This is a genomic window from Bacillus sp. Marseille-Q1617, assembly GCF_903645295.1.
GTDB lineage: Bacteria > Bacillota > Bacilli > Bacillales > Bacillaceae_B > Rossellomorea.
This window is the reverse complement of the sequence record NZ_CAHJXM010000001.1, coordinates 1,227,837-1,253,152: the sequence shown is the minus strand read 5'-3', so window position 1 is coordinate 1,253,152 and position 25,316 is coordinate 1,227,837. Positions and strand designations below refer to the sequence as shown.

The 25,316-nt window shown below is 41.5% G+C and carries 27 protein-coding genes and 1 pseudogene; 10 read left to right on the top strand and 18 right to left on the bottom strand.

Going from position 1 to position 25,316, the window contains the following annotated elements; genetic code table 11:
• Positions 1-38: 38 nt before the first annotated feature.
• Positions 39-947: a cell wall-active antibiotics response protein LiaF gene (gene liaF, locus HWX64_RS06300; protein ID WP_175988249.1), complete on the bottom strand. Its 909-nt coding sequence runs from the start codon at positions 945-947 to the stop codon at positions 39-41.
• Positions 948-1,077: 130 nt separating this feature from the next.
• Between liaF and HWX64_RS06295 the strand changes: the two genes are divergently transcribed.
• The gene (locus HWX64_RS06295; protein WP_175988247.1) at positions 1,078-2,472 is read left to right on the top strand and encodes a hypothetical protein; all 1,395 of its coding nucleotides are present in this window, start codon (positions 1,078-1,080) and stop codon (positions 2,470-2,472) included.
• Positions 2,473-2,520: 48 nt separating this feature from the next.
• Here the strand turns inward: HWX64_RS06295 and HWX64_RS06290 are convergent, their stop codons facing one another.
• The gene (locus tag HWX64_RS06290) at positions 2,521-3,111 is read right to left on the bottom strand and encodes a phosphatase PAP2 family protein (protein WP_175988245.1); all 591 of its coding nucleotides are present in this window, start codon (positions 3,109-3,111) and stop codon (positions 2,521-2,523) included.
• A 104-nt stretch (positions 3,112-3,215) separates the two neighbouring features.
• On the opposite strand from HWX64_RS06290, the gene HWX64_RS06285 reads away from it, so the two are divergent.
• Complete coding sequence (locus HWX64_RS06285; RefSeq protein WP_303049462.1) at positions 3,216-4,421, top strand: M20 family metallopeptidase; 1,206 nt, start codon at positions 3,216-3,218, stop codon at positions 4,419-4,421.
• Between the two features lie 34 nt (positions 4,422-4,455).
• On the opposite strand, the gene HWX64_RS06280 is transcribed toward HWX64_RS06285, so the two are convergent.
• Genes HWX64_RS06280 through HWX64_RS06270 form a run of 3 tightly spaced genes read right to left on the bottom strand, consistent with a single transcriptional unit; the run spans position 4,456 to position 7,179 of the window.
• A complete protein-coding gene (locus HWX64_RS06280) occupies positions 4,456-5,154 on the bottom strand; it encodes an EcsC family protein (protein WP_175988244.1) in 699 nt (232 codons plus the stop codon).
• A 59-nt stretch (positions 5,155-5,213) separates the two neighbouring features.
• The gene (locus HWX64_RS06275; protein WP_254871051.1) at positions 5,214-6,446 is read right to left on the bottom strand and encodes an ABC transporter permease; all 1,233 of its coding nucleotides are present in this window, start codon (positions 6,444-6,446) and stop codon (positions 5,214-5,216) included.
• Entirely contained in the window at positions 6,436-7,179 is a 744-nt protein-coding gene (locus HWX64_RS06270) for an ABC transporter ATP-binding protein (RefSeq protein ID WP_175988242.1), read from the bottom strand. Before HWX64_RS06270 ends, HWX64_RS06275 begins: the two co-directional genes overlap by 11 nt.
• 705 nt (positions 7,180-7,884) lie before the next feature.
• Between HWX64_RS06270 and HWX64_RS06265 the strand changes: the two genes are divergently transcribed.
• Positions 7,885-8,307, top strand: a complete 423-nt coding sequence (locus HWX64_RS06265) for an HIT family protein (protein ID WP_175988240.1) — start codon at positions 7,885-7,887, stop codon at positions 8,305-8,307.
• Positions 8,308-8,477: 170 nt separating this feature from the next.
• Positions 8,478-9,017 carry a tryptophan transporter gene (locus HWX64_RS06260; protein WP_175988238.1) on the top strand — a complete coding sequence of 180 codons (540 nt, stop codon included), beginning with the start codon at positions 8,478-8,480 and terminating at the stop codon, positions 9,015-9,017.
• A gap of 97 nt (positions 9,018-9,114) precedes the next feature.
• Here HWX64_RS06260 and HWX64_RS06255 read toward each other — a convergent pair whose 3' ends face one another.
• Complete coding sequence (locus tag HWX64_RS06255) at positions 9,115-9,306, bottom strand: hypothetical protein (RefSeq protein WP_175988236.1); 192 nt, start codon at positions 9,304-9,306, stop codon at positions 9,115-9,117.
• Between the two features lie 154 nt (positions 9,307-9,460).
• Here HWX64_RS06255 and HWX64_RS06250 point away from each other — a divergent pair, with 154 nt between their 5' ends.
• Positions 9,461-9,829, top strand: a complete 369-nt coding sequence (locus HWX64_RS06250) for a YtxH domain-containing protein (protein ID WP_175988234.1) — start codon at positions 9,461-9,463, stop codon at positions 9,827-9,829.
• 274 nt (positions 9,830-10,103) lie between these two features.
• On the opposite strand, the pseudogene HWX64_RS06245 reads toward HWX64_RS06250, so the two are convergent.
• A pseudogene (locus tag HWX64_RS06245) lies at positions 10,104-11,461 on the bottom strand (IS3 family transposase).
• 302 nt (positions 11,462-11,763) lie between these two features.
• On the opposite strand from HWX64_RS06245, the gene HWX64_RS06240 reads away from it, so the two are divergent.
• The gene (locus tag HWX64_RS06240) at positions 11,764-12,339 is read left to right on the top strand and encodes an HTH-type transcriptional regulator Hpr (protein ID WP_175988232.1); all 576 of its coding nucleotides are present in this window, start codon (positions 11,764-11,766) and stop codon (positions 12,337-12,339) included.
• Between the two features lie 3 nt (positions 12,340-12,342).
• Here HWX64_RS06240 and HWX64_RS06235 read toward each other — a convergent pair whose 3' ends face one another.
• A complete protein-coding gene (locus HWX64_RS06235) occupies positions 12,343-12,609 on the bottom strand; it encodes a hypothetical protein (protein WP_175988230.1) in 267 nt (88 codons plus the stop codon).
• 162 nt (positions 12,610-12,771) lie between these two features.
• Here HWX64_RS06235 and HWX64_RS06230 point away from each other — a divergent pair, with 162 nt between their 5' ends.
• Positions 12,772-13,308, top strand: coding sequence for a DUF3267 domain-containing protein (locus HWX64_RS06230; protein ID WP_175988228.1), 537 nt, complete (start codon positions 12,772-12,774; stop codon positions 13,306-13,308).
• A 149-nt stretch (positions 13,309-13,457) separates the two neighbouring features.
• Positions 13,458-13,637, top strand: a complete 180-nt coding sequence (locus HWX64_RS21885) for a hypothetical protein (protein ID WP_254871050.1) — start codon at positions 13,458-13,460, stop codon at positions 13,635-13,637.
• A 341-nt stretch (positions 13,638-13,978) separates the two neighbouring features.
• Here the strand turns inward: HWX64_RS21885 and HWX64_RS06225 are convergent, their stop codons facing one another.
• The 3 genes from HWX64_RS06225 to HWX64_RS06215 all read right to left on the bottom strand — a co-directional run bounded on the left by HWX64_RS06225 (position 13,979) and on the right by HWX64_RS06215 (position 14,451).
• A complete protein-coding gene (locus HWX64_RS06225; RefSeq protein WP_082051156.1) occupies positions 13,979-14,065 on the bottom strand; it encodes a YjcZ family sporulation protein in 87 nt (28 codons plus the stop codon).
• A gap of 129 nt (positions 14,066-14,194) precedes the next feature.
• Positions 14,195-14,278 (bottom strand): YjcZ family sporulation protein, encoded by an 84-nt coding sequence (locus HWX64_RS06220; protein ID WP_032089274.1) that lies wholly within the window; start codon positions 14,276-14,278, stop codon positions 14,195-14,197.
• Between the two features lie 86 nt (positions 14,279-14,364).
• Entirely contained in the window at positions 14,365-14,451 is an 87-nt protein-coding gene (locus HWX64_RS06215) for a YjcZ family sporulation protein (RefSeq protein ID WP_032089275.1), read from the bottom strand.
• Between the two features lie 189 nt (positions 14,452-14,640).
• Between HWX64_RS06215 and HWX64_RS06210 the strand changes: the two genes are divergently transcribed.
• A complete protein-coding gene (locus HWX64_RS06210; RefSeq protein WP_175988227.1) occupies positions 14,641-15,585 on the top strand; it encodes a peptidylprolyl isomerase in 945 nt (314 codons plus the stop codon).
• 74 nt (positions 15,586-15,659) lie between these two features.
• Here the strand turns inward: HWX64_RS06210 and HWX64_RS06205 are convergent, their stop codons facing one another.
• From HWX64_RS06205 to HWX64_RS06180, 6 genes are all read right to left on the bottom strand, one after another.
• Positions 15,660-15,836 carry a sporulation YhaL family protein gene (locus tag HWX64_RS06205; protein ID WP_175988226.1) on the bottom strand — a complete coding sequence of 59 codons (177 nt, stop codon included), beginning with the start codon at positions 15,834-15,836 and terminating at the stop codon, positions 15,660-15,662.
• A 453-nt stretch (positions 15,837-16,289) separates the two neighbouring features.
• Entirely contained in the window at positions 16,290-17,234 is a 945-nt protein-coding gene (gene yhaM, locus HWX64_RS06200; protein WP_175988224.1) for a 3'-5' exoribonuclease YhaM, read from the bottom strand.
• A 150-nt stretch (positions 17,235-17,384) separates the two neighbouring features.
• Positions 17,385-20,351 (bottom strand): AAA family ATPase, encoded by a 2,967-nt coding sequence (locus tag HWX64_RS06195; RefSeq protein WP_175988222.1) that lies wholly within the window; start codon positions 20,349-20,351, stop codon positions 17,385-17,387.
• Positions 20,352-20,366: 15 nt separating this feature from the next.
• Positions 20,367-21,587: a DNA repair exonuclease gene (locus tag HWX64_RS06190; RefSeq protein ID WP_175988220.1), complete on the bottom strand. Its 1,221-nt coding sequence runs from the start codon at positions 21,585-21,587 to the stop codon at positions 20,367-20,369.
• Between the two features lie 139 nt (positions 21,588-21,726).
• A complete protein-coding gene (locus HWX64_RS06185) occupies positions 21,727-22,980 on the bottom strand; it encodes an ABC transporter permease (protein WP_175988218.1) in 1,254 nt (417 codons plus the stop codon).
• A complete protein-coding gene (locus HWX64_RS06180) occupies positions 22,973-23,872 on the bottom strand; it encodes an ABC transporter ATP-binding protein (RefSeq protein WP_175988216.1) in 900 nt (299 codons plus the stop codon). Before HWX64_RS06180 ends, HWX64_RS06185 begins: the two co-directional genes overlap by 8 nt.
• 170 nt (positions 23,873-24,042) lie before the next feature.
• Here HWX64_RS06180 and HWX64_RS06175 point away from each other — a divergent pair, with 170 nt between their 5' ends.
• Positions 24,043-24,228: a YhzD family protein gene (locus tag HWX64_RS06175; protein WP_175989662.1), complete on the top strand. Its 186-nt coding sequence runs from the start codon at positions 24,043-24,045 to the stop codon at positions 24,226-24,228.
• 76 nt (positions 24,229-24,304) lie between these two features.
• Here HWX64_RS06175 and HWX64_RS06170 read toward each other — a convergent pair whose 3' ends face one another.
• Positions 24,305-25,099 carry an enoyl-CoA hydratase gene (locus HWX64_RS06170; RefSeq protein ID WP_175988214.1) on the bottom strand — a complete coding sequence of 265 codons (795 nt, stop codon included), beginning with the start codon at positions 25,097-25,099 and terminating at the stop codon, positions 24,305-24,307.
• Between the last annotated feature and the right edge of the window lie 217 nt (positions 25,100-25,316).

The window sequence follows — 25,316 nt, the reverse complement described above, 5'->3', positions numbered from 1 at the left end:
CTTCCTAAAGTTGACGAACACTTTATGCACTCTCGCTTTTATACTTCACTGATCCTGATCGAAGCTACTTTTACGTTTATAAAAAGTTTTATTTTCCTGCTTGATTCCTCGTATCCAGGTGATTGATAGTAGAAATCAGACCTGATTTCAGATGATTTCCGATCAAATAATTTCAGTTCCCCGACTTTGACATTGATTGTGATGTCCACCGGAACCCTTTCAGGAATGATCACTTTCACATCCCCGACCCAGCCCTTTATTTCAATGGGGGTCTCACCTTCAGGGATAAACGCTTTACTCATATCGAAATAATAGTCTCCCACGACATTTTGAAGTTTCATAGGTTCTAACGGCCAATTAGGTTCTGAAAACTTGATTTCCCCTATAATGAAATTTCTTTTGAGCTTGTTCGTTTTGGTCTTCTCCTCATGTTTCCTTCCACCTTCGAAACCCACTGGTAATTTTTTTTCATAGGGAGATTCATTTGTAACGGTCACTTGAATCGATTTTTTAAAAGCTACTCTGTAAATGGCAATCGAAATAATCAATATCGGCCACAGTTCCCACCAGCTTCCATAATCAAAATCCACGATATTCCATTCATCGAGAATAATAAGTGAACCAAATACAAGGGTGAACAGCCCGAAAAATAATTTACCGAAGCTATTTTTCAGAAAACTGTCTACCACCCATTTCAATCCGATCAAAATCAACAAAATAGGAAGTATTTTGACAAAGTCTCTCGTTATTTCCAAGGAAATGACACCGATATTCAACAGTAACAGCCATACACCGGCCATTAATAATAGTAATGAGAAGAACCATTGATTCCTTCCTTTGTGCCTCACTGTCACACCACCTTCACTTCTATTCATTTCGATAAAAGGTTCAGAATTCCTGTAACTGTATTCATTATAAATGGCAAACGGAAGGAGAATGAGCAGCATACGAATGATTCCCTCTCCGCCCCCAGACTGAAAAAAGTTGTTTCACACCTTCCCCTGAATTTCATAATCTATAGTACAGATTAGGGCGTATACCCAATTTGAGAAAGGATTTAAGTAAGGGGGAATTCTTTTGGAGATCGATTTAACCGCTCTTCATTGGATCTACTTGGTTTTCATTGGATTGATTATCCTATTTATGATCTTCAGAAAAGATACAACTATTGTATGTATACTTGGAATCTTCTGTATCGCTCTTACAGCGACAGGTTCCATCAGTGGATCAATAAGCTCTGTGTTTAACAGCTTTATCTTTGCAATCACTGAATTACTGTCCACGATCCTTGTCATTTCGATCATCGTTGCCATGAGCAAAGGCTTGACAACGACAGGGATCAACGATGTCATGATTCGTCCATTTACAAAGTTCATACGAACTCCTGCTCTTGCCTATTGGACGATCGGGATTGTCATGATGCTGATTTCATGGTTTTTCTGGCCGTCCCCTGCGGTGGCGCTGCTTGGAGCTGTTCTTGTCCCGGTCGCACTGCGGGTCGGGCTGCCTGCACTCGGCATTGCAATGGCCATGAACCTATTTGGACATGGGATTGCACTGTCAGGGGATTTCGTTATACAAGCGGCCCCTAAGCTGACTGCAGATGCCGCCGGGATTCCTGTGGGTGATGTGATTGCAGCAAGTGTGCCGCTGGTAATTGTCATGGGACTGGTCACGACGATCGCAGCTTTCTTTTTCATCAAGCGTGATATGAAAAAGGGGATATTAACGGTCGACCAATCATCGTACCTTGAGGAAAGTGCTTCGGGTGCAGATCATGACTTGTTAACGGGCAGGTGGAAAAAGTTGATTGCCCTTCTTATTCCGCTAGTATTTGCCCTGAATATTGCGGCAATGGTATCGTTTGATCTTCAGGGCGGTGATGCGACAGCCCTTATTGGAGGAACCTCCATTTTCATATTGCTGATTATTTCTCTTACTGCCTACAAAGGAAAAGGGTTGGAACGTTCAACCACCTTTCTGATTGAAGGCTTTCAATTTGGATTTAAAGTATTCGGCCCGGTCATCCCGATTGCTGCTTTCTTCTATCTTGGCGACGCCGGGTTCCAGATTATCATAGGGGATTTCCTGCCGGACACATCACAGGGAATCGTTAACGATCTCGGCGCATCCCTTGCTGCCGTCGTTCCTCTTTCCAAAGCGGTCGGAGCGGTTACGTTAACGATTGTCGGGGCCATCACAGGTCTTGACGGGTCCGGATTCTCGGGCATTTCACTTGCAGGTTCCGTCGCGAACTTATTCGCGGAGAGTATAGGCACCGGGGTTGCAACACTTACAGCACTGGGGCAGATAGCAGGCATTTGGGTAGGAGGCGGAACTCTCGTACCATGGGCCATCATCCCAGTAGCTGCCATATGTAACGTGGATCCATTCGAGCTGGCAAGAAGGAATATGCTTCCGGTCATCATCGGCCTTACTGTCACCACTATCGTCGCCATGTTCCTTATTTAAACAAAGGTCCGTCCCTCAGTGCACGAATGCACCAAGGGACGGACCTCTTTACTTGGGTCTTTTTTCATATAGGAAGGTTGTCAGGGTAAAGATGGAATAGCCGACCAGAAAGCCAGCCAGAACATCTGATGGGTAGTGGACTTGTTCCACTACTCTGCTTAAACCGGTGAGAGAAACAATCACAAGTGCAAGTACGTATAAGCACCATTTCACTTTGACAGAAGAAAATTCCCTGCTTATAAAATAGGCAGCAGTCAGTAAAAATACAATGCCCACCATTGCGTGTCCGCTCGGGAAGCTGAAGCCATCTTCCCCGTGGGGAAAAGGCGGCCTGTCTCTTTCCATCAGATTTTTTATTGTTTTATTCAATACATTGCTTCCTGCAACAGCGACTACAACCGTCAGAATGCCGGGGAAATCTTTTTTCGCCCACCAAAGATAAAGGATCAGCAGTATTGAACCTCCCCCGATGACAGGTTCAGTCCCAATGACAGAAAAAATCTTCAAGAAATGAAGATGATTCATACTCTCCAATAAATAGGGATCCCACGGTATCGAAAGTCCGTGGTATACGAAGTGGGCAATAGCCATAAATAAAATGAATGAAATAATACCGAATATGTAGTAGATCTTTTTCATTTCAATCCTCCTTTCCTCTATTATTAACTTTCAATACCCTATATGTTCCTCTTATTTAATGTTATAATATTCTAAATCTTCAACAGTTATAAGGAGGTTACATCTTGCTAAATGAATTATATCAGAAATTAGAAGAGCGTTGGACAGAAATGGTAGAAATCAGAAGACATCTACATAAACATCCAGAGCTTTCTTTCCAAGAAAGAAATACGGCAAAATATATTGCCGGGTATTACCGCAAACTGGGAATAGATGTGCGGGAAAACGTAGGTGGAAATGGTGTAGTGGCGACCATTGAAGGCCGTCTCCCCGGAAAAACCGTCGGACTGCGTGCTGACTTTGACGCTCTTCCCATCCAGGATGAGAAAGAGGTGGAATACCGATCAACTGTCCCTGGTGTGATGCATGCATGCGGACATGACGGCCATACCGCAACCCTGCTGGTCTTGGGGAAAACATTGCACGAGCTAAGGGACCAGCTCCCCGGAACAGTCAAACTGATTCATCAGCACGCCGAAGAATACGCTCCAGGGGGAGCGAAACCCATGATAGAGGATGGCTGCCTGGAAGGCGTCAATGTAATCTTCGGCACTCATTTATGGGCAACTGAAAAGCTAGGGAAAATCCTGTTCAGAACAGGGCCTGTCATGGCCGCAGCGGACCGCTTTGAAATCGTGATAAAAGGGTCGGGAGGACACGGTGCACAGCCTCATAAAACAAAGGATGCCATCGTGGCTGGTGCCCAGCTTATCACTGATCTTCAGCAAATTGTGAGTAGAAGGGTGAACCCGATTGACCCTGCAGTCGTCACTGTGGGTTCCTTTATGGCGGATAATGCCTTTAATGTAATTGCTGATCAAGCAAAACTGATCGGTACCGTACGTACCTTCAACCCGGAAGTAAGGGATTTCATTGAAACTGAGATCGAACAAATCATCAAAGGAGTCGCTTTATCCTTCGACTGCGATTATGAGTACCGTTTTGAAAGGGGTTATCCAGCGGTTGTGAACCACTCCGAGGAAACACAGCTTCTCATCCAATCTGCAGCCGATATAGATGAAGTTCACAACGTGGAGGAGATCGAACTGCAAATGGGAGGGGAAGATTTTGCCTACTACTTGGAAAAAGTAAAAGGCACCTTCTTCTTTACCGGTGCGGCCCCAGAAAATGCAGAAACGCTTTACCCCCATCATCACCCCCGATTCGATATTAACGAAAAAGCGTTATTGGTCGCTGCCAAGACACTGGCATCAGCCACTCTTCACTATCAGAGGAAGCATGCAGATTCAGGAATGACTGTTAAAAAGTAAAAAAAAAGATCGGCTCCGGCCGATCTTTTTGATGTTATTCATTAAAATACCGAATCCGGTACGCATATTTAGCTGTTTCCCCAAGCTGGTCCAAAAGCTGATAATTGGCATACGCTCCCACCACTGCACCCACTCCGGGTACTAGCTGAAGCATTTTCACAAAGTCTATATAATCCCGGTACTCCTGTTGAAAAGAACGCCAGTCCAGTTGTTTTAATTTTTCCTTCTCTTCATTCCAGTTCTCAATGACCCTCAAAGTTCCTTGTTTATGTTCATCACTTGAAAAAGCCAGCTGAAACACGTACAGAAGAAACAACCTCTCCTCATACCTTCTTACATCGCAGCCATGTATAATGGAACACTCGCTCAGGAATTTCATCTTGATGGAAAGAAGCAAAGGGAAATCCGCCAGACCCAGAAAGATTCCTCCCGCTCCTGTACCTGCCCCTTCTATGACCGCAGCCTTCCGATGAAATTCGAGCCTTTCTTTCATCCGTTTTTCTCTTTCTTGTAAGGAAGGAAGTGCTTCCACATTTGAAAGTTTGAGCCATTCACTTCCCTTCAAGGTTATTTCGACCATCCTTTTTATACTTTCCGTGATCAACTGATGTGCTTTTTCAGGAATAAATTGATTCACTTTTTTTTGGGCCTGCTTTGAAACCCTTTGAATTACTGATGATTTTTTATTAAATTTTCGTTTCCAGGATTCAAGTTCTTCTCTTTCCTGATCCATTTAATCATCCCGCCTTTTCGCTTCTCAATTGTTTATACGCAGGTGGCCTGCCTTAAGTTTCACAGAGAAAAGCTGTTGTCCATTTTTTTAAGCCGCTGATTCAAATAGTATTGGCTGAACAGTAAGGAAAAAACGAATCCTGCGAGGAGAATGATGACTCCTTCCACCCACATTCCTTTTAATAGGAGAGGAAGCGAAAAAATGATCGATTGAATCATCATGGACTGATTCAACACTTTCTTAAAGGATGATGTTTTCAATTCTTTCGCAATGGGGTAAATTAGCACCCATATTTTGTAATCAAACCGTTTATATAGAGGAACCAGCTGAAAACCTGTTAAGTAAAGGAATAATAGAGACGTCAGGATGTTGACGATAAAGGACTGATTCGTATAAATCAATACCGCGCCGATTAATGTCAACCTTACATACAAACCTGAAAATTCACTCGTTCTCACCAACGAGCGAAGATATAAATTCCGGTAGGATTGACTTTGTGAAAAATCGGTTTTAACAATGAAATCAAGCCATTTCCTTCTATGCACCTTTCCTTTAAGCTTCGGCACATCCGTAAACATATTGGCAATACGATAGAACATCAGCATTCTTTGCTGCTCGAGATGAATCAGTAAATCCCATTTCAAATTTTTCTTTTTCGCTGTGTGATAGAAATAGAATACATAACCCGCCATGATCAGTGCCACTGCCGCTATCATGAGAATGGATGCCTCTGATAAAATCAGCAGCAGTATCGACCCGGATAACAAAAACCGCATGAAACTATCGATCCAGTGAGCTTCTTTTTCCTGGAAACGCAGCATGAACCACCTGACATAGAGATTCCACACCTTCAATGCCAGAACCAGTACAAGTAAAGGCAGGAAGCTTTTAAACCCATTACCTGACACGGCAACATACATAGGCATCAACGCCGCCAGCACGAGAAGCTGGATATAAGATTGGAACATGAAACTGATCCAGATACTCTTCCTGAAATAACCCGTCAGTCTATTCTCAAGAGGAAGCAAAAAGACAGCGTCCGCTTCTTTAAGAAACGTGTACACTGGACTCCACGCAAGGATCAGCCCCAGTATCACCGCCATTATGTAAGCTGCCGGGAAAGTTGGATCGAGTGTCTTCACCCATTGATTATAAGTAAAAGCTGCCCCGCCCAACGCAAAGATCAGCACAAAGAGCAGATGATCATTGAACATGTATTTCAGGTACTTCTGAAGTTCCTGGTTATATTCGATTACTCGTTTCTTCCAAATATTTTCTGCATTATTCATCATCGGACTCTTCCTTTGTCAGCTGGATGTAAATGTCGTCCAACGTCGCTCCAGGCATTGAAAACTCTGATTGAAGCTCTTTCAATGTCCCCTTTGCCCTGATTTTCCCATCATGAAGGATGACGAATGAATCACAATATCTTTCTGCTGTGGCAAGAATATGGGTGGACATTAATATGCCTGCCCCGCTTTGCTTCATTTCTTCCATCCAATCCAGTAATGATTGGATGCCAAGTGGATCAAGGCCGACAAATGGCTCATCTATTATATATAGACTGGGTTGAATGAGGAAGGCACACATAATCATCACCTTCTGCTTCATCCCTTTAGAAAAATGGGCAGGAAACCATCCCAGTTTCTTTTCCATACGAAAAGCTTTGAGGAGCTTTCCCACCCTTCCTTTATATTCTTCTTCTGTCAGACCATACGCCATGGCCGTGAGCTTCAAGTGCTCTTCAAGAGTCAATTCATCATAAAGGATAGGCGTTTCAGGTATGTATGAAAATTGCTTGCGGTATTGATCAGCATTTTCCTTCAATGTATGTCCGTTGATTGCAATCCCGCCCTGTTTCGGCTCCATCAACCCAATGATATGTTTGATCGTCGTACTTTTCCCTGCTCCATTCAAGCCAATCAAGCCGACGATTTCCCTCGAATTGATTGAAAAACTGATATCCTTTAATACAGGTTTCCTTGTGTAGCCTCCTATGAGGTGATTGATCTCTAATAATGCCATGGGCAGCAACGTCCTTTCTCTTCTACATGGTTTGACTCTATTTTAGCAAAATTTCTGACTGAAGACATCGTGCAATGGAGCCTCATTCCAATTTTTAGTATTCATAACTTCCTTCCAACTGTACATTCTAATATTTGAAGGGGCCAGCAATAAGAAAAACGGGGTGGTTGTTAAAGACCAGTTAACCGATTTCACTATTGTCTACGGCTTAAAGGATAGTCGTCTTTCATAGTGAATGACACACTCACCGATTCATTTGATCACTAACTTGATAAATGAGGTGTTTGTTAAAGAACATTTTGACTGAATCAATTATCTTGTACAGCGTTACAGCTAAAAAAGATAAGGGGATGGTCACTTTGAACAAAGTCATTCATTTTCCAAGATTACACAAATCATGCTTATAGCAAATGAGGTGTTTGTCGCAGACCACTTATAGTTTCTATTGTCTTCAGCTAACAGCTAAAAGATAAGGGGATGGTCGCATTGCAAATTTTTCATTCTTCTAAAGGAATGGGATCTCAATTTACGCTACAAAGCAAATGAGGTGTTTATCAAAGAAAGGAAACTGGACGTATAAACCTTTAGGATTACCCCTTCAAAGAGAGGCAGGAAAACCGTTCCTGTCTCTTCTTTACTTTTCTTTCTATTTCCATTCGTGATAAAATAAACCTTATAATCACATTACTGAAAGGTGGAAATGTCGTGAGCGAATGCATTTTTTGCAAGATTATCGACGGTGAGATCCCTTCAATGAAAGTATATGAGGATGAACATGTATTAGCATTTTTGGATATCAGCCAGGTTACAAAGGGACACACCCTTCTGATCCCGAAAGTACATAAGGAAAACATCTATGAACTAACACCGGAAACAGCAAGTCACCTTTTCTCTGTAGCGCCTAAGATCGCCAATGCCCTTAAGGCGGAATTCGATCCGGTTGGATTCAATTTATTAAATAATACCGGTGAGCAGGCTGGTCAATCCGTCTTTCACTTCCACATGCACTTCATCCCCCGCTACGGTTCAGGAGACGGCTTTGGAGCCGTGTGGAAGACACACAACGACGATTACAGCACAGATGATTTAAAAGGCATTGCAGAGTCCATCTCAAAACATATTTCATAAATCGAAAGCACAGCCGGTATATCTAATGGTGCCGGCTGATTATTTTTAGAAAATTAAATCTTTGACACCTTTCTTCGCTGTGTTATAATGTATCTATCTTTTCGCTGATGGCAATGAGTGCACATCAGGAGGAGACAAATAAAGTTAGATTAGTCGAGGAGAGATGAGAAATGAATACAAAAACACTTGTATCCCTATCACTATTAGTAGGGATCGGAGCCGTGCTGCATACGGTTATTCCGGGATTCTTTTTAGGAATGAAACCTGATATGATGCTTACGATGATGTTTCTGGGCATCATCCTGTTTCCAGCCAAGAAGAATGTGTTACTTCTTGGAGTGCTGACGGGAGTCATTTCCGGATTAACTACACAATTCCCAGGCGGTTTTTTACCCAACTTGATTGACAAACCAATTACAGCTTTCGTGTTCTATGGATTATTCCTGGCTACACAAAAGGTCACACGTACAGTTATCGGAGCTTCCGTACTAACGGCGGCAGGAACTCTTGTATCCGGTAGTATATTCTTGCTATCCGCTTATTTGATCGTCGGCCTTCCAGGAGCTTTCTTTGCACTGTTTGCAGCGGTCGTACTGCCTGCAACAATCGTTAACGCCGGAGCGATGTTTGTTGTTTATCCAATCATCCACTCCATTTTGAAGCGATCAAGCATGAAAGAAGCAGTTACTACAGAACAACAACTTTCTTGATTAATGAAAGGACTGTATAGCCTTGGCTATACAGTCCTTTTTTGTTGTCCGGCAAAGTATAAATTCACTTCGATCATTAGTTCTGCTTTTCTTGTTTTCAAGCAGCAAACAAAAACAGGATCCCTATCAAGAAAGTGATCACGCCGCCTGTTCCCATAATCGACGCTCTTCTCTTTAACATATTTTTAGGAGGATACATACCGGGCCTTTGGATTTTGATAAAGTTATAAACCATACACAAGAATAATACACCGCTCAAAGCAAAAAAGCCGAAAATAATCCCGTCCATCTCCTTACCCCTCCCCTACACGCCTCTTATCTATATTTTTATGCAGAAATGAAAAGGGATATGAACTTCCTTGTTTCCAATCCCTTTCATTGGGGAAAAGGAATATACATGTTTTTTGTAGAAGTAAGTATTATAGAATAACGAGGTGATGTAAATGAAAATAAAATCTCTTACTTATGGATTAATCATTGGCGGTGTGATCGGCGGTATTGGTTCCCTCCTTTCAACTCCTTCATCTGGAAAAGAGCTCAGAAGCCAACTCAAAAGCAAGAAAGAAGACTGGAGCCAGGTTTTTGAAGAGATGAAGGTGCATCTGGGAGAATTGAAAGATTCGATAAGCACCCTCTCTCAGGAAGGAAAAGAAACCGTCCAGCAAATTTCCAAGGATCTCCAGTCATCCGTAAAGCAATGGCAGGCATCAACCGAACCCAACAACCAGAAACTCCAGCAGGAAATCCAATTGATCCAATCCAAAATCGAAGAACTCGAAAGCTCATTGAATAACAGTAATAACGCAAACTAAATGGAATGATGAAATGAATGAAAGAAGACCTTTAATGCTGCATTATGTAACACAAATGCAAGCAGGGTCTTCTTTCTCATTACTAAATATTTTAAGATTAAATGAAATGAAAGTACTAACCTTAAAGGAGATAAGCATCATCTTTTAATACGAGTACTTTTAGCGGATTCAGCGGTTGATTGGAGTGCAGGACGAAGACTCCTGCGGGAAAAGTAGCTTATGTGAGACCCCGCAGGCGAAGTGCACTGGACCCATAAAGTTGGACACTTATTTGTTAAGCAGCTAATTCTGTACTAAGTCGATAAGCTACTGGACTTTTCCGTTTCAACCTTGATTTAATTCTCAAATGGTTGTAGTAATGCATGTATTGTTCAAGTTCGTCTTTAAAGTGCTCGATACTATCAAAATCTTGTAGATAAAGGAATTCTGATTTTAGGATTCCAAAAAAGTTTTCCATGACAGAGTTGTCATAACAGTTTCCTTTGCGAGACATACTTTGGGTGATGTTGTGTTCCTTCAGTACCCTTCGGTACTGGGCCATTCGATAGTGCCAACCCTGGTCGGAATGAATTAAGAGCTCGTCACCTTCGTTTACATGTTTTAAACCTTGTGCCAACATCGTTTCAACCAAATCAAATGTCGGCCTTGATTGAATCGTGTAGGTGATGATTTCGCCGTTAAACAGGTCTAAAATCGGAGACAGATATAGCTTTTGTCCAAACAATGCAAATTCCGTAATGTCCGTCACCCACTTTTGGTTAGGTTTTTTGGCACTAAAGTTACGGTTTAAAATGTTTGGAGCTGCTTTTCCGACTTCTCCTTTATACGATTTGTACTTTTTCATTCGCACCATGCATTTAAGTCCGAGGTCTCTCATAATTCGAAGTACTTTCTTTTTATTGATCGAATATCCTTTTTCCTGAAGCACGTCGGTAATGCGACGGTAACCAAACCGACCTGAATGTCTATGGTAAATGAAATGTATTCTCCTTTTCCATTTACGGTCAGGGTCTGGTTGGCTCCACTTTTTAATGAGGTTGTAGTAAGTACTTTTGGGCATCTTGGCTACTTTTATCGTTCGAGTCACCGGGAATTCATTCCTTAGTTCATACACTACTTTCGCTTTGATTTCGTTGGTGATTGTTCTTCCTGAACTAAGGCTTTCAGCTTTTTTAAATAGGCGTTCTCCATACGAAGGTATTCAAGTTCTTTTTTCATATCTTCTACCGACTGGTTGGAAGAGTTGTCTTTGGCCTTTTTATTCTTGTTATTAGAAGTCATTGTAGAAAGCCCCTTTCCTTTAGGTTCAAGGGCATCTTCTCCAGCTGTCTCCCACTTTTTCTTCCACCTGCGAACCATACATGGATCTGGGATATGAAAAATGGCTGATGCCTCTCGAATGGAGTAATTCTTTTCCGTAATAAATTGAATTACCCTCAGTTTAAAGGCACGAGGATAGTTTGTATAGGGAAAGGTAAAAGCTTGATCACCGTGGTGACGAACTAACATCACCCAGTAGCGGAGAATCGAATCATCAACACCCACTTGATTCGCTAGGTCTCGATAACTGACCAATTCATTGAGATAACGCTTGGCAACATGAAGTTTAAACTCTTGGGTAAACTTAGCCATTTGACGGGCACCTCCTATTGTTGGATGGGTGTCCAACAATAGGGGTGCAGCACAAAGGCGAGGAGGCTCACGGGCTACCCGCGGAAAGCGAAGTTCTGCACGGAAATCAATAGCGGTATAAGAAGTCCAACTACAAATAAAAACACATACTTCGAAAAATTTTGTCAATTTATCCTTTATTAATTTTTATTTTATTGGCATAATAAAATAAAAGCGCTTTCTTTTAATCGATAGCTGTTTACGCGAGAATAATGAGCATGCGCATATAAAGAAAAGATTTTCTAACAAAGTGGGTGTAAGGAATGGAAGAAAGAGAATATTCATTGAAAGAGGCGATCATCTTCAGTCAACGTATGGCTCAGCTTAGTAAAGCGCTGTGGAAAGCCATCGAAAAAGACTGGCAGCAATGGATAAAGCCTTATGATTTAAATATCAACGAACATCATATCCTTTGGATTGCTTATCATCTTAAGGGTGCATCAATTTCAGATGTTGCAAAGTTCGGGGTCATGCATGTATCTACAGCTTTCAACTTTTCAAAAAAGCTTGAAGAGCGGGAATTACTCCAATTCTCAAAACGTGATAACGACAAGAGAAACACGTATATCCAGCTTACTGATAAAGGAGAAAAAATCCTGCTTGAGCTAATGAAAAATTATAAACCAGAGACACATTCAATCTTTCAAGGGGTAGCCCCATTAAAAGAGTTATATGGAAAATTCCCGGAAATGATCGAGATGATGTCAGTAGTCCGAAATATTTACGGTAATGATTTCATGGAAATCTTCGAGAAGTCATTCCATAACATCGATAGTGAATTTGCTGAAGACAATTCAAAACTCAATGAATTATTTGATAATGAAGAAGAACTTGCTTAAATGTCAGCTACCATTCAGGAATTGATTTACGCTTCGGTCCATGCAGCTATCAATCACTTCAAGAGCTCCATCATAGAATTCAATCCATATGTGAACACTTTTAAAAAGCGGAGTACATAAAAAACGATCCGCTTTTTGCTTTTTCTTCCCTTTGTGCATGACCTCACAAGGAAATCCTTTACTCGTAAATTTTAGGGCTGGAATCCTTATTTTTTCACTTTCACCTATCTGAATATAAATGTCGAAATCATTTGTATTTTCAAGGTTCACTTCACCAATCCCCTTTTGTTATCGCTTTTTTCAATTCGCTGCTGCAGCTGTACTTTTTTACCTAAAAAAATCTCAAATTTCGTATTGATTTTTTCCTTCAATCGTAATAAAGTATGTAAAGCGCTCATTTAAAACACTATCGTCTATGGAGGCGATTTTTTTATGCACTGTTGGAAAACAATCAATCTTGAAAGACAATTTGGATTTTATCGAGTCTTTTTACTTTCATCTATAATCATGATGATGGTATTCTCTTTTATATACGTACCCATGAATTTAGTGTATTCAAGTACGTTCTATGACAATTACTTGCTCGGTTTTGTGATAGGACTTCTGAGTATCTACCCATTGCATAAATTCATTCATTTGTTACCTATTTTACCTTATGTGAAAAAGATGAGATGGAGATGGAATCGGAAGCTCATTATCCTTCCAATCGTTTGCTTGAGGGTCGATCGCCCGATTTCAAAGTATCTGTATATGATTGCGCTGTTTGCACCGTTCCTGGTCATTAACAGCCTCCTGCTTTACGGATGCATTCAATTCCCGCATTACTCTCATTATTTCGCTATATTATTAGCGTTTCATTCAGGAATTTGTTTCATTGATTTTATTTATGCAAAACAATTGATGCACTCACCAAAGAATGCATTAATTGAGGAGAATGATGACGGATATGAAATTCTCATTTATCAGTAAGGATGATAAAAACCCATTGGCTAAAATGACAGCAATGGTATGCTATCATCCTTCTGCTTTATTACAATATTTCGGCATATCTTGCTCTACCATTCTTTTTCATATTTTGGTATCGTATAGCTTATAGGAGATAACGGGGAGGGGTTAGAATGATCTCCATGTTTTTAGTCTTTGCAGTATTTATATTATTTTATATAAACAAAATGACAAACGCACTATGCTTACAAAAGGAAATACCTGAAGATCGCCAGCCGAAGGTATTTAGAACCATCAACATTCTAATCACTATTCTTTTGGTATCTTCATACATAGAAATATTGTTTACGTAATAGAAATGCGGAGGCGGCTCGCTCAGCACCGACAAGCATAACTGGGAAATCCCCTAAGGCGTGTTTTGCCTTTGGGGATTTTTCAGTTATGACCTCGAGGGACTAGCCGCCGGAGCTGGACAATAGAAATGCGGAAGGGCTTTGCCCAGAGGCGACAAGCATAAGATGAGCCACCCGAAAAGGCGTTTTTTGCCTTATTGGGTGGCTTAGCTTATGTCTCGAGCCTCTAAGCCCTGCAGCCGGACAATCGAAATGCTCCGGCGGCTCGTTCAGCCGCCGGAGCTCGAACGAAAAAAACCAGCTCGATTCAAATCGAGACTGGTTTTTTTTATCTACATCAATTAGCAAACGTACGCTGCACCGATGATGATCAACAAAATAAATAACACAACGATTAACGCAAATCCTCCGCCGTAAGCACCAGACATAATGTGCTCCTCCTTTCATTTATGAAAAGCCACCGGAATAAGAATTGGCAAAAGGGGCTGCCTTTCTATCGGTACCGCCCCCTCTTTTAGTCCTTATCCGGTGAAACACTACACTATCCTGAGGCTAAATTATAGCCAAGCTGCACCTACAATGATTAACAAGATGAACAGTACAACAATTAACGCGAAACCTCCGCCGTATGCGTTACCCATAACTTTCCACCTCCTTTGAAGCGCTAATGTATCTTATTCAAGTTAGTCGCCTTTTGTTTTAGGCATTTGTCATATTTCTAATTTTTTTAATATAGATACGCGGCACCAACGATGATTAATAAGATGAACAGCACTACGATTAACGCGAATCCGGAATTGTATCCACAGCTCATATTTATTACCTCCTTTTTTCTATTCGTTTTTATCATATGAAGGAACCTAGGAAATGGGTGTGTAAAATGCCCATTTTTCTTATGTTAAGTTTGGAAAATATTTTTTTTAATGGAAAAAGTGTGATATAGTATGGTTTGTAGAATTTTGACAAGCCATTAAGCGAATATATATTTTAGGAGATGTTCAGCATGAAAAGATGGATTATTTCAGTGACACTTGCAACCGGAGTGATAGGACTGGCAGGTTGCAGCGGAGACGGTGCGGAAAACAGCGATGTTGTAGCAACGACAAAAGCAGGGGATGTCACACAGGAAGAACTTTATAAGTCAATGAAGCAGAAATTCACACCTCAAATGGAACAAGCTCTGCAAGAACTTGTATACACAAAGGTTCTTTCAGATAAATACGAAGTTAGTGATAAAGAAGTGGAAGAAAAATTGAATGAAGCAAAGGATCAGCTGGGACCGCAATTCGAAATGTTCCTCCAGCAGTATAACCTTGATGAAAAATCATTTAAAGAATACCTTAAACTTCAACTTCTGCAGGAAAAAGCAGCGATTTCCGATGTAGAGGTATCTGAAAAGGAACTAAAAGAATATTATGAAAAGTGGAAGCCTGACATCCAGGTCCGCCATATCCTTGTCGATGACGAAAAAACAGCTAAGGAAGTTAAGAAAAAATTGGCTGAGGGCGGTAAATTTGAAGATCTCGCTAAAGAATATTCGAAAGATCCAGGTTCAGCTGAAAACGGCGGGAGCCTTGGATGGGTCGATTATGCAGGCAGACAAAACTTCGTACCTGAATTCTCCAAAGCCCTTGATACTTTAGAAAAAGGGAAAGTCAGCGAGCCGATCAAAACGGAATACGGATTCCATATCATTGAAGTCACTGATAAGAAAGAAAAGAAACCGTTCGATGAAATGAAAAAAGAAATCGAAAAGGAATTAAAACTTTCAAAAGTCGATCCTCAAAAAATTCAAGAAGCCATGAAGCGTGAAATCGAAAAGGCTGACTTGAATATTAAAGATAAAGATCTGAAAAAAGCATTTGATCAAGTTTTGAACCCGCCGGCTGCTCCTGAAAATGGAGAAACACCGGCTCCTCAGAGTGAAGAAACACCTGCTGCTGAATAGCAATATCAAACAATGAAAGAAGCCTGAAGAGAATGTTCATCTTCAGGCTTCTTTTTTCATTTAATTTAATTCATCTAGGAGAATTGACGTCTCCGTTCTTTTTCTTCTTCCATTCGTGAAATATAGACTGCTCCTTCTTTCTCAATCCACTCATCTTCCATCTGCTTTTCTTCTTTAGCTGATTTAATAGTCATAAAGGCACTGGCGAAGATCCCTGCCACAACGAAGTACATCCAAATTGGTAGAGTCATTTACTTCATCTCCTTATAGTTTGTCCTATCTTATAGACACTATATGAGATTTTATAAGAAAACATAACCCATAATTGGAGATTTATATCAACCTTGCGCTTCGAACGATGATTGCCTAACTAATTTGAAGAGGCCCATTTAATACCGCTTTTGATATCCGTGCAAGACTTCGCTTTCCGCGGGTAGCCCGTGAGCCTCCTCGTCGCTTTCGCTCCTGCGGGGTCTCACTTGTCTAGCTGCAGGGCTTAGTGGCACATGTCATAAGCCTCTGAGCAAAGCCCTTCCGCTTTTCTAATTAGCTACTCTTCCCGCAGGAGTCTTCGCCTTGCACTCCAATCAACCGCTATATTAACCTAGAATAACCGGTAGGAATTAACAGAACCCAAAAAAGCAGTCCAAATTCGGGTCCAAAATGTCTCCAAACTGAACTGCTTTATATATCATACAATCTCTTTATTTATGGAATGTCGGTTTATAAAACGTGCGATTATCGAGAGGGAAGATCCTTTCGGTGTATTCACCCGGCTTCACGCGTTCGAGTGCCCGGTCGAGCATGTTCATCTTTGCATCGACATTATCGATATAGTGAAGGATCTCGGCTTCACGGATCATTGGGGGTTTGGGGCTGCCCCATTCAGCTTTTCCGTGATGGCTTAGTACCATGTGCTGGAGAATCATTACCTCTTCCCCTTCAATCCCCAGTTCCTCTGCCGTTTTTCCGATCTCATTGACCATGATTGAAATATGACCGATCAGATTCCCCTCAATGGTGTACGTCGTCGAAGTCGGCCCTGATAATTCAATGACTTTCCCCAAATCGTGCAGGATCACACCTGCATATAAAAGATCAGTATCCAGTGAAGGATATAAGCTTGCGATAGCTTTCGAGAGGTCCAGCATCGAGACGACATGATAGGCAAGGCCTGATACGAATTCATGATGATTTTTTGTTGCAGCTGGATATTCAAGAAATGGTTTATGATATTTCTTGATCAGATGCCTTGTTATGCGTTGGATATTCGGGTTTCTCATTTCAAAGATATATTGAGTGATCTTGCTTGTCATTTCATCAATAGACAATGGTGCAGTTTGGAGAAAATCTGAAATCGTATGTCCATCTGCGGGTGATGCAGGACGAATCTGTTTGATTTTCAGCTGATTTTTTCCACGGTAGCTATGTACATCGCCAACCACTTTGACGATGGTTTCGGGCTGGTATGCTTTCTCATCTTGTTCCGATGCGTCCCAAAGCTTAGCCTCCATCTCTCCGCTTTTATCCTGTAAAATGAGAGTTAAAAAAGGCTTTCCAGTATTCGTCGTACCTTTGGTCATCTGTTTGATGAGAAGATACAAATCAGCCGTTTCACCTACATTATATGTCATGATTCCAGTCATCATTATCCTCCGTCCTCATTGTAATTAGTATCAGTATAACATATTTGGTAGATTCATTGTTTCCCCGCCTGCTCATCTATTATCTTACGTAGAAGTGTGTGCGGTAATCGAGACAGAAACCGGCTGATGACAGACGGTTTCTAACCCGGACTTTTAAACAGGGACAGATTTTTCTAATACGATTGCTTCTCTTTCCTCAAAGTAATGTTTGATATGGGGATGACAAGTAAACAATATGATTTGATGCTCTCTTCCCATTTTCCTCAAAAGTTCTACAAAAGCCCCTGTTCTTTCCCAATCGAAATTAACCGCTCCATCATCGATCAAGAGGGGAAGCTTATATATGTCTTTTAATGATTGGACGAGCGCAAATCTTATGGCGATGTACAGCTGTTCCTTCGTACCCTGACTGAGCTCGACTGCCTGGAAACGATGGCCGTCCTTCCGCTCCACTTCGATCATTTCGTTTTCTGTCACATAAATGGATTGATAGAATTCCCTGGTCAAAATTGCAAAATATTCTTCTGCCAATTTGATTACATTCGGCATTTTTGTTTGCTGGTAATGATGAATCGTTTTATTGAGACTATCCTGTGCAAGGGTATATTTTGACCATTTCAGGATGTATTCCTGGAGATCTGCCTTTCTTTCCTGAAATTCCTGAAGGAGCTTTGAGTATCCCGCCCCCTCCTCTAATAGCTTGATTTCATGTTCCACGGAAGCAAGCTTCTTTTGACGATGTGATAAGTCTTTAATCAGCTCACTGGACCGTAATACTATTTCCCTAAGCCTATTGGTCACATCTTCTTTGAATTCAAATGTTGAGAATAAGTCCAGGGTAAGCTGATTAACTCTAGTTTTCATCCCTTCATACCTGGCAAGAAGGTCTTTCCTCTCTTCAGCCCTCAGTGATTGCTCACGAAATTCCTCTTCGTCCTTGCATCCCGCCTCTTTAATCAATGATTGAATCTCGTCATTGATTTTTTTCAAGTGAAGAGCGGATTGTTCTCTTTCTAGACGCAGAGACTCAATATCTGCCTGGAGTTGTTCGAAAGTAAGCTTCTTTTTCTCCACATCCTGTAAGATGTTTTTCATTTTAATGAAGGCTTCCTGCATGGTTGTAAACACGTATGAATGCCGCATGAACCACTCTTCACAGTCTTTTGAGAATCCATCAATCTTTTCTTGAAGGAATTTTTCATCCTCCCTCAACTGCTGTAACCTTTCGTATGATTGCACAAGCTCCTTTATTTTCCCAAAGGCGTCTCTCAGCCATTTCCATGGGAATTCAGATGGAAGATGCAACTCCTCTTTTATTTCTTCAAGTGTTTTATGCTCCACTGTTAATTTGGACTCGGTTTCTTCTTGAAGCCTTCTCACTTTGTCTACTTTCGCCTCTTGCTCCTCCAATTGAAGGATACGCTGCTTCCATTCACTTCGATACTCCATCTGTTCCCTGAAGAGGCGCTCTGAGGCAGCGATGGAAGCGGCGTCACCTTCAAGCTCGACTCCTTCAGAAAATTCACGGACTTTTCCTTTAAGACTCTGAAGTCGGTTTACTTTTTCATTTACATATTGTCTTGATTTCCATCCATTGACTGCAAGGATGGCAATGATGAGGAAGCCCAGCAAAGCCCCCGTGGCGTTATCATTCATGAATGCCCATATAGCGAATACCGCAAGACTTAAAGCTGCCATTCCACTGTAAAGAATTTGATTTGAAAAGGATTTACGTCTTCCCTCCACATCTTTTTCTGCTTCATCCAGTTGGTTTTCAACCCATACTTTCTGTTGAAGCGATGCATGTTGCGACGTTTGCTGTTTCACTTTTCTTTGCAACGCTTGATACTCTTCTTCTTTCAAAAGAAGTTCTTCAAGGTCACCCATTTTCCTTTCAATTCTTTGCATGGCATGAAATTCAGATTCAACTTGTTTCATAAGGTTTTTATGTTCATTCTCCAGTTTGTTCTTTTCCTGAAGTACCTGTTCGATGCGTTCACTCATCAACAAACTTGTATTGATGGATGGTATATCTTTTTCTGTAATCCTGAGATCAAGTTCCCTCATCGTATGACTTACTCTATTTTTTTCCGCCTTCATTTCCCGGCTGATGTCACTCAAATCATCCATCCACTTCATGAAGATGGGTTGTTGTGACACCAAAGTCTCAACATGATGAATTTGTGAAGAAAATTGGGAAGGAAGCTGAACGGCTTCAAGCTTTTCTTCCAGTTTCCTGTGTCTTGTATCCAGTGTTTCCATATAGGAGGAGGCCTGTCTCCATTCCACTTTCAACCCATTCAGTCTCTCTGCCCCCTTAGGTGGGATAGAGATTTCTTCGAGTGCTGACAATTTAATCGAAGTGGAAACATACTCAGTGAGACGATCCCAATGTTCATCGATGACATGCAGTCCATCTTTTTCTTGTGTCAAGCATTCTCTTTCTTCTTCAAGGGAACTGATTGCTGCCTCTAGTAACTGCTTTTCTTTAAGCAGCGGGCCATATTGTTTATTTTTCTCCCTCGCTTCGCCAACCTGCTTTTCCAAAGCCTTCAGTTCGTTAAGTTTGGTGTTAATGACCGGCTTTCTTCCTGATTTCTTAAATAATTGTTCTCTTTCCTTTTGCCACTGCTGCTCCATCTGCAGTAGAAGATCGGTTCCTGTAGAGCCTGCACTGAATAGATAACGATTCAATTCAGCTTTTTTCAATTTGTGTATGTCCTGCAGGCCATCCAGGTTAAAGGAGAAGATGTTTTGATACGTGGATTTATCCATATTCCCCATCAGTTCAGACAGGATTTCTTCCCCGCCTGTTCTTCCATCGTCGAGACGAATTGAAACATCACCTGCTGCCTTGCCTTTCACTCGCTCGATGCTGACTTTTCCATATTTCTCTGTTTCACATAGGATTTTACCCCCATACTCGGATGAGCCTTTCGGTTCATAGCGCAGCCCGGTTTGCTGTCTAGTCGGAAACCCGAATAATATACTATGTATAAAAGACATGATGGTGGATTTGCCAGCCTCATTTTCACCATAGATCAGTTGAAAATCCTCAAAACTGTAGACCTTATTTATTAATTTTCCGTAACCGTAAATATGCAATTGTATGATTTTCATCAAGTTCACCCCTTCTTACTGACACCGTGATGGATGGAGGATCAACTCTACAGTTTCCTCTATCAAATGAGATAGTTCTTCTTCTTTTAAAGAATCAATATACCGATAAAACGAGGGGTGTTCGTATAATTCGGCCAAAGCCTCCCCCCCTTCCTCGACTCTCATGTTTCTCAAGGTATGGATGACATCATTGATAAAAGGATCTTTTGTATCTATATCAATATTTTCAGACCTGCTCAACTTAATGGAATGAATCCATTTCATCGTCTCACCTGTCGGCAAATCAGCTTGCAGAGCTTGAAGGAGATCACCGTTTTCTATCGCTTGGATCACCTCAGGGGATAAGAGATTAAAATCTTTCACTTCCACCTGGAGCAGACAATCACCCATCACTTTATATTCTTCTGCTGATTTTCGGATCAACTGAAATATTTCCCCAAACCGCTCGACCCCTTCAAGTGATATTTCCATTTCCCCCCATATAATATCCTGGGTTGGGATGAACTCAAGGATGGCATCGTGTTCAGATAATTCTACAAGATAGCAGCCTTTTTCTCCTGTTTCTTTACGGTGTCGTCCCTGAATATTACCCGGGTAGACAATCGGAGGCTCATGATTCAAGATCTGACGCTGATGAATATGACCCAGCGCCCAATAATGATAATTCTTCTCTTTCAGTTCACGCATTGAAAAAGGGGCATAACTTTCATGAGCTGATTGTACGCTTCCTTCACTTCCATGCAGCAAGCCAATCTTATAATCAGCTTCAACCTGCTTAGGATAGTCTGAAATCCTCCGTTCACGAATATGGCGGGAACCATAACTGAAGCCAGCCAGTTTTACCGATGCACCGCTTTTTGTCACCAGCTCCTTCACTTCTGTTTTTTCATCAAAGATATGGACATTTTCCGGCATATCAAGCTCCAGCCGAAATCCCCCGAGGTGATCATGATTGCCGTGGATGACAAAGACAGGAATTCCGCTTTCACCCAGCAGGCTGAACTGATTCATCAGTTTTGCCTGGGCCCTGATACTTCTGTCTTCTTCATCAAACAGATCACCGCTTATCATCATAAAGTCAATCTGTCTCTGTATCGCTACTTTAACCATTTTTTCAAATGACGCAAATGTGCTGTTCTGAATGCGTTCGAATAATTCTGCTGGAAGATGCTTTAACCCGGCGAACGGGCTGTCCAAGTGCAAGTCTGCACAATGAATAAATCGTATCTTCTCCATGTAATCCCCTCTCCATTACGAATGTACGTTCTGTATCTTCATTATATCCTAAATCAGACTACTATTTCAGCTGTAATCCTCAAAAGTATAAGAAAAACCATACAAAAAGCCGCCTCCTTTTAACGGAGACAGCCGGATGTTATTTATTATTCGTAAGATCCATGGCTTTCTTGATATCCTTATAGGAATTTGATTTCCCGTAAAGCAAGACACCTCCACGGTAAACCCGGGCTCCAAACACCCCTAAAAGTATGATGGTGCCAAGCAGTATCACGATCCCGATAATCGGTTCATATACTGGCAGATTCAGCATCCCGACTCTCAGGAACATGACCATGGGAGTGAAAAAAGGAATGTAAGAACTGATTGTGATAAAGCTTGATTCCGGATTGCCGAGTCCGAACATCGAGATAAAGAACCCTATCATAATGAGGAACGTCATCGGCATGATCATCTGCTGAACATCTTCAATCCTGCTGACAAGAGAACCCAAGAGAGCTGCAAGCGTGGCATAAAGGAAATATCCCAGTAAGAAATATACGACAGCATACAGGATGACACTCACCGACAGTGATTCAAATCCAAATGATTCAAAAAATCCTCCTGCAAGTTCATCTTTACGGGTGAGCAAAGTAAAATACCCGACAGCGAGGATGACAGCTAATTGAGTCAGCCCGACAAGACCGATCCCAATGATCTTTGCAAACATTTGCTTTACCGGGGATACACTTGAAATCAGTATCTCCATCACTCTTGAGCTTTTCTCGGTCGCTACTTCCATGGCCGTCATATTGGCATAAGCGATAACAGAGAAATAAATGAAGAACAATAGAACATAGACGATTCCTCTTGCCTGACTCAATTCTTCTTCTGATTTAGCCCCCTCTGACAGGGCTGCTTTTTCAAATGTAACTGGTCCGCTCAGTGCTGCCAATTCTTCACTTGAAAGTTTAAGCTTATTTGCAGCCAGGGACGATTTTATGTTCTGCATGGCCAGCTGCAAATCAGATGTCAAAGTTGAATCAGATAAAGAGGCTGATTTATAAAGAGCACTCGGCAGACCGTCTTTCCCCTCGGTCAATATAAGAAGTCCTTTAATTTCTTCCTCTTCTATTTTCTTCTCGATTTCCTCCGGGGAATCATTGGAGGCTGCAGTTAATGATATATCATCATTCAAAACGGTCACCTGTGCTTTAAGCATCGAATAGAGATATCCTGTTTCATCCTGTACAACGACCTTCTCTTCCTCATCGCCCTTAAAATTGGAGGTGATCATGTCAAAATTGGTCAACAACACCAATGCACCGGCTATGATTATAGTAGATATGATAAAAGATTTGGCTTTAAGTTTCGAGAAATATGAATGGCCAAGCATAATAAGAAACTTATTCATAGGAAGTCCCCACCTTTTCTATGAAAATGTCATTCAATGATGGATCTTCCAATTCAAATTTCCGAAGGAATCCTTTTTGAGCTGTATGATGAAAAATTTCCTCTGCAACTTTTTCCGACTCTACTTGGAGTAGGACACCTTCCGTTGTTTCCCTGAACTTGGTGACCCCTTTGAATTCTTGGAGATGGGTCAAATCAAAATCAGCATGAATAACGACATTCTTTTTTCCAAATGAGCGCTTTATGTCTTTTAGTCCCCCATGTACGACCGGATGCCCTTGGTGCATGATGCATAAACTCTCACACAGTTCTTCCACATGCTCCATCCGGTGGCTTGAAAACACAATGGTCGTCCCTTCCTTTTTTATATCCCTGACTGCATTTTTCAATAGTTCGACATTCACAGGGTCAAGCCCGCTGAAAGGCTCGTCCAGTATCAGCAGCTTCGGTTTATGAATCACCGAAGAGATGAATTGAATCTTTTGCTGATTCCCCTTAGAAAGTTCTTCTACTTTTTTGTCTAAGTATTGCGGAATATTAAAACGTTCCAGCCATATGGTTAATTCCTTCAGTATATCTTTTTTTTCCATCCCGCGGAGTCGTGCAAGGTAAATAATCTGATCCTTGACCTTCATCTTGGGATATAGTCCGCGTTCTTCTGGCAGATAGCCGATATCACCGCTTGACGCATAATCGATTCTGCTGCCGTTCCATGTAATTTCTCCTACAGTCGGATCCAATAATCCCAACACCATCCGGAATGTTGTGGTCTTCCCCGCTCCATTTGCACCGAGGAATCCGAACATCTCCCCACCATCTATGGTTAGAGATAATCTGTCGACTGCTGTGAAGCTGCCGAATTTCTTGGTGACCTGCTGAATAGCTAAACTCATTTGCAGTTTCTCCTCTCATCCTTTTCCTTCTCTTGTTACTCTACGAATCTTGACAGAAAAAGGTTTCATTTTCCTATCTCTAATTTATTATGTATTTAGACTTTAAATTTTTTAAAAATTATGGAAAAATAATAAAGAATCAAAGATTTTTAGACAAAGGGGTATCGATGATGAAAACGTATAAGTTAACGGTATTTGAAAAAGACGGAAAGAAGATTCTTGACGAAACATTCGAAGCATCCTCTGACAATGAAGCAAAGAAGACCGGGGAATCGCTGCTTGAGGAAAAGGGATATCTTGATCATACACACCGCTGTACATCCCCGCTCGGAAAGCTTGTATTATTCCACGCCTAATCGAAACCATTCAAAAGGCCCGGACTTCAGCAATTCAAATTGCTGAAGTTCGGGCCGCTGTACAATTAGCATTGATTTAATTTCCTTTAAACTCCGGCTTTCTTTTCTCTACGAACGCACGGATTCCCTCTTGATGATCACTCGTTTGTCTCATAAGCCACTGACCTTCTTTTTCAAGCTCCAATGCATGCTGCAATCTTTCCTTATTCAGGGAAACGTAAATCTCCTTTGTCTTAAGCATCGCTTTGACAGGTGCTGCTAAACATTGTTTAATATACCGCTGGATTCCCTCTTCCAATTTCCCTGAAGGAATAGCTTCATCGACAAGCCCCTTCATCATGGCTTCCTGACCTTCAAATACTTTTCCATTCCAGATCATTCTCTTAGATTTATGGGTACCCAGTCTTTCTTGTAAAAGAAAATGGCTGCCTCCATCCGGAATCAATCCGATTCCGATAAAGTTCATGGCAAGCTTGCTGTCTTCCTCACACAAAATATAATCTGATGTAAGTGCCAAGCTGAATCCAAGGCCGGCAGCCGCTCCATGAATACCGGTGACTACCACTTTCGGCATCGTATACAACGTGATGACAAGCTCACTGATGGTATCCATTATTCCTGAAAATTGTTCTTCTCCGCTCAACATGAGCATTGATTTGATATCCCCGCCTGAGGAAAACCCCTTTCCTTCCCCAGTCAAGATCAAGATGGAAATCTCCGGGTCTGCTTTGACTTCCCTCAGGGCGCCCAAGAGATCCTTCATGAGCGCTGCATCCAAAGCGTTCAGGGACTTTGGACGATTCAACTGGAGCCTAGCCACCCTTCCCTCTTTATGTAACTTGACCGTTTCATAATGGTTTGACACTGTCAATGTAATCCCTCCCCTTATTTCTAGAATACATGATAAAAAATGAATAGTGAATCATTTTTTGAATAGTTTAACTATTTAAGTAAGAATAAACTTAAGAATCTCTGCTAATACCGCTGTTGATTTCCGTGCAAGACTTCGCTTTCCGCGGGTGACCCGTGAGCCTCCTCTCAATTTCCAGAGGGGAACTGTCCAGCTGCAGGGCTTAGAAGCAAATGTC

What these genes read in the sequence shown, in the direction of transcription:
- HWX64_RS06195 (WP_175988222.1), bottom strand. Translation starts at nt 20,351, where the DNA reads ATGAAAATCATACAATTGCATATTTACGGTTACGGAAAATTAATAAAT.
- HWX64_RS06290 (WP_175988245.1), bottom strand. Translation starts at nt 3,111, where the DNA reads ATGAAAAAGATCTACTACATATTCGGTATTATTTCATTCATTTTATTT.
- liaF (WP_175988249.1), bottom strand. Translation starts at nt 947, where the DNA reads ATGCTGCTCATTCTCCTTCCGTTTGCCATTTATAATGAATACAGTTAC.
- HWX64_RS06185 (WP_175988218.1), bottom strand. Translation starts at nt 22,980, where the DNA reads ATGAATAAGTTTCTTATTATGCTTGGCCATTCATATTTCTCGAAACTT.
- HWX64_RS06175 (WP_175989662.1), top strand. Translation starts at nt 24,043, where the DNA reads ATGAAAACGTATAAGTTAACGGTATTTGAAAAAGACGGAAAGAAGATT.
- HWX64_RS06215 (WP_032089275.1), bottom strand. Translation starts at nt 14,451, where the DNA reads ATGAGCTGTGGATACAATTCCGGATTCGCGTTAATCGTAGTGCTGTTC.
- HWX64_RS06255 (WP_175988236.1), bottom strand. Translation starts at nt 9,306, where the DNA reads ATGGACGGGATTATTTTCGGCTTTTTTGCTTTGAGCGGTGTATTATTC.
- HWX64_RS06190 (WP_175988220.1), bottom strand. Translation starts at nt 21,587, where the DNA reads ATGGAGAAGATACGATTTATTCATTGTGCAGACTTGCACTTGGACAGC.
- yhaM (WP_175988224.1), bottom strand. Translation starts at nt 17,234, where the DNA reads ATGATGACTGGAATCATGACATATAATGTAGGTGAAACGGCTGATTTG.
- HWX64_RS06250 (WP_175988234.1), top strand. Translation starts at nt 9,461, where the DNA reads ATGAAAATAAAATCTCTTACTTATGGATTAATCATTGGCGGTGTGATC.
- HWX64_RS06230 (WP_175988228.1), top strand. Translation starts at nt 12,772, where the DNA reads ATGCACTGTTGGAAAACAATCAATCTTGAAAGACAATTTGGATTTTAT.
- HWX64_RS06240 (WP_175988232.1), top strand. Translation starts at nt 11,764, where the DNA reads ATGGAAGAAAGAGAATATTCATTGAAAGAGGCGATCATCTTCAGTCAA.
- HWX64_RS06260 (WP_175988238.1), top strand. Translation starts at nt 8,478, where the DNA reads ATGAATACAAAAACACTTGTATCCCTATCACTATTAGTAGGGATCGGA.
- HWX64_RS06210 (WP_175988227.1), top strand. Translation starts at nt 14,641, where the DNA reads ATGAAAAGATGGATTATTTCAGTGACACTTGCAACCGGAGTGATAGGA.
- HWX64_RS06225 (WP_082051156.1), bottom strand. Translation starts at nt 14,065, where the DNA reads ATGTCTGGTGCTTACGGCGGAGGATTTGCGTTAATCGTTGTGTTATTT.
- HWX64_RS06275 (WP_254871051.1), bottom strand. Translation starts at nt 6,446, where the DNA reads ATGATGAATAATGCAGAAAATATTTGGAAGAAACGAGTAATCGAATAT.
- HWX64_RS06270 (WP_175988242.1), bottom strand. Translation starts at nt 7,179, where the DNA reads ATGGCATTATTAGAGATCAATCACCTCATAGGAGGCTACACAAGGAAA.
- HWX64_RS06205 (WP_175988226.1), bottom strand. Translation starts at nt 15,836, where the DNA reads ATGACTCTACCAATTTGGATGTACTTCGTTGTGGCAGGGATCTTCGCC.
- HWX64_RS06180 (WP_175988216.1), bottom strand. Translation starts at nt 23,872, where the DNA reads ATGAGTTTAGCTATTCAGCAGGTCACCAAGAAATTCGGCAGCTTCACA.
- HWX64_RS21885 (WP_254871050.1), top strand. Translation starts at nt 13,458, where the DNA reads ATGATCTCCATGTTTTTAGTCTTTGCAGTATTTATATTATTTTATATA.
- HWX64_RS06280 (WP_175988244.1), bottom strand. Translation starts at nt 5,154, where the DNA reads ATGGATCAGGAAAGAGAAGAACTTGAATCCTGGAAACGAAAATTTAAT.
- HWX64_RS06220 (WP_032089274.1), bottom strand. Translation starts at nt 14,278, where the DNA reads ATGGGTAACGCATACGGCGGAGGTTTCGCGTTAATTGTTGTACTGTTC.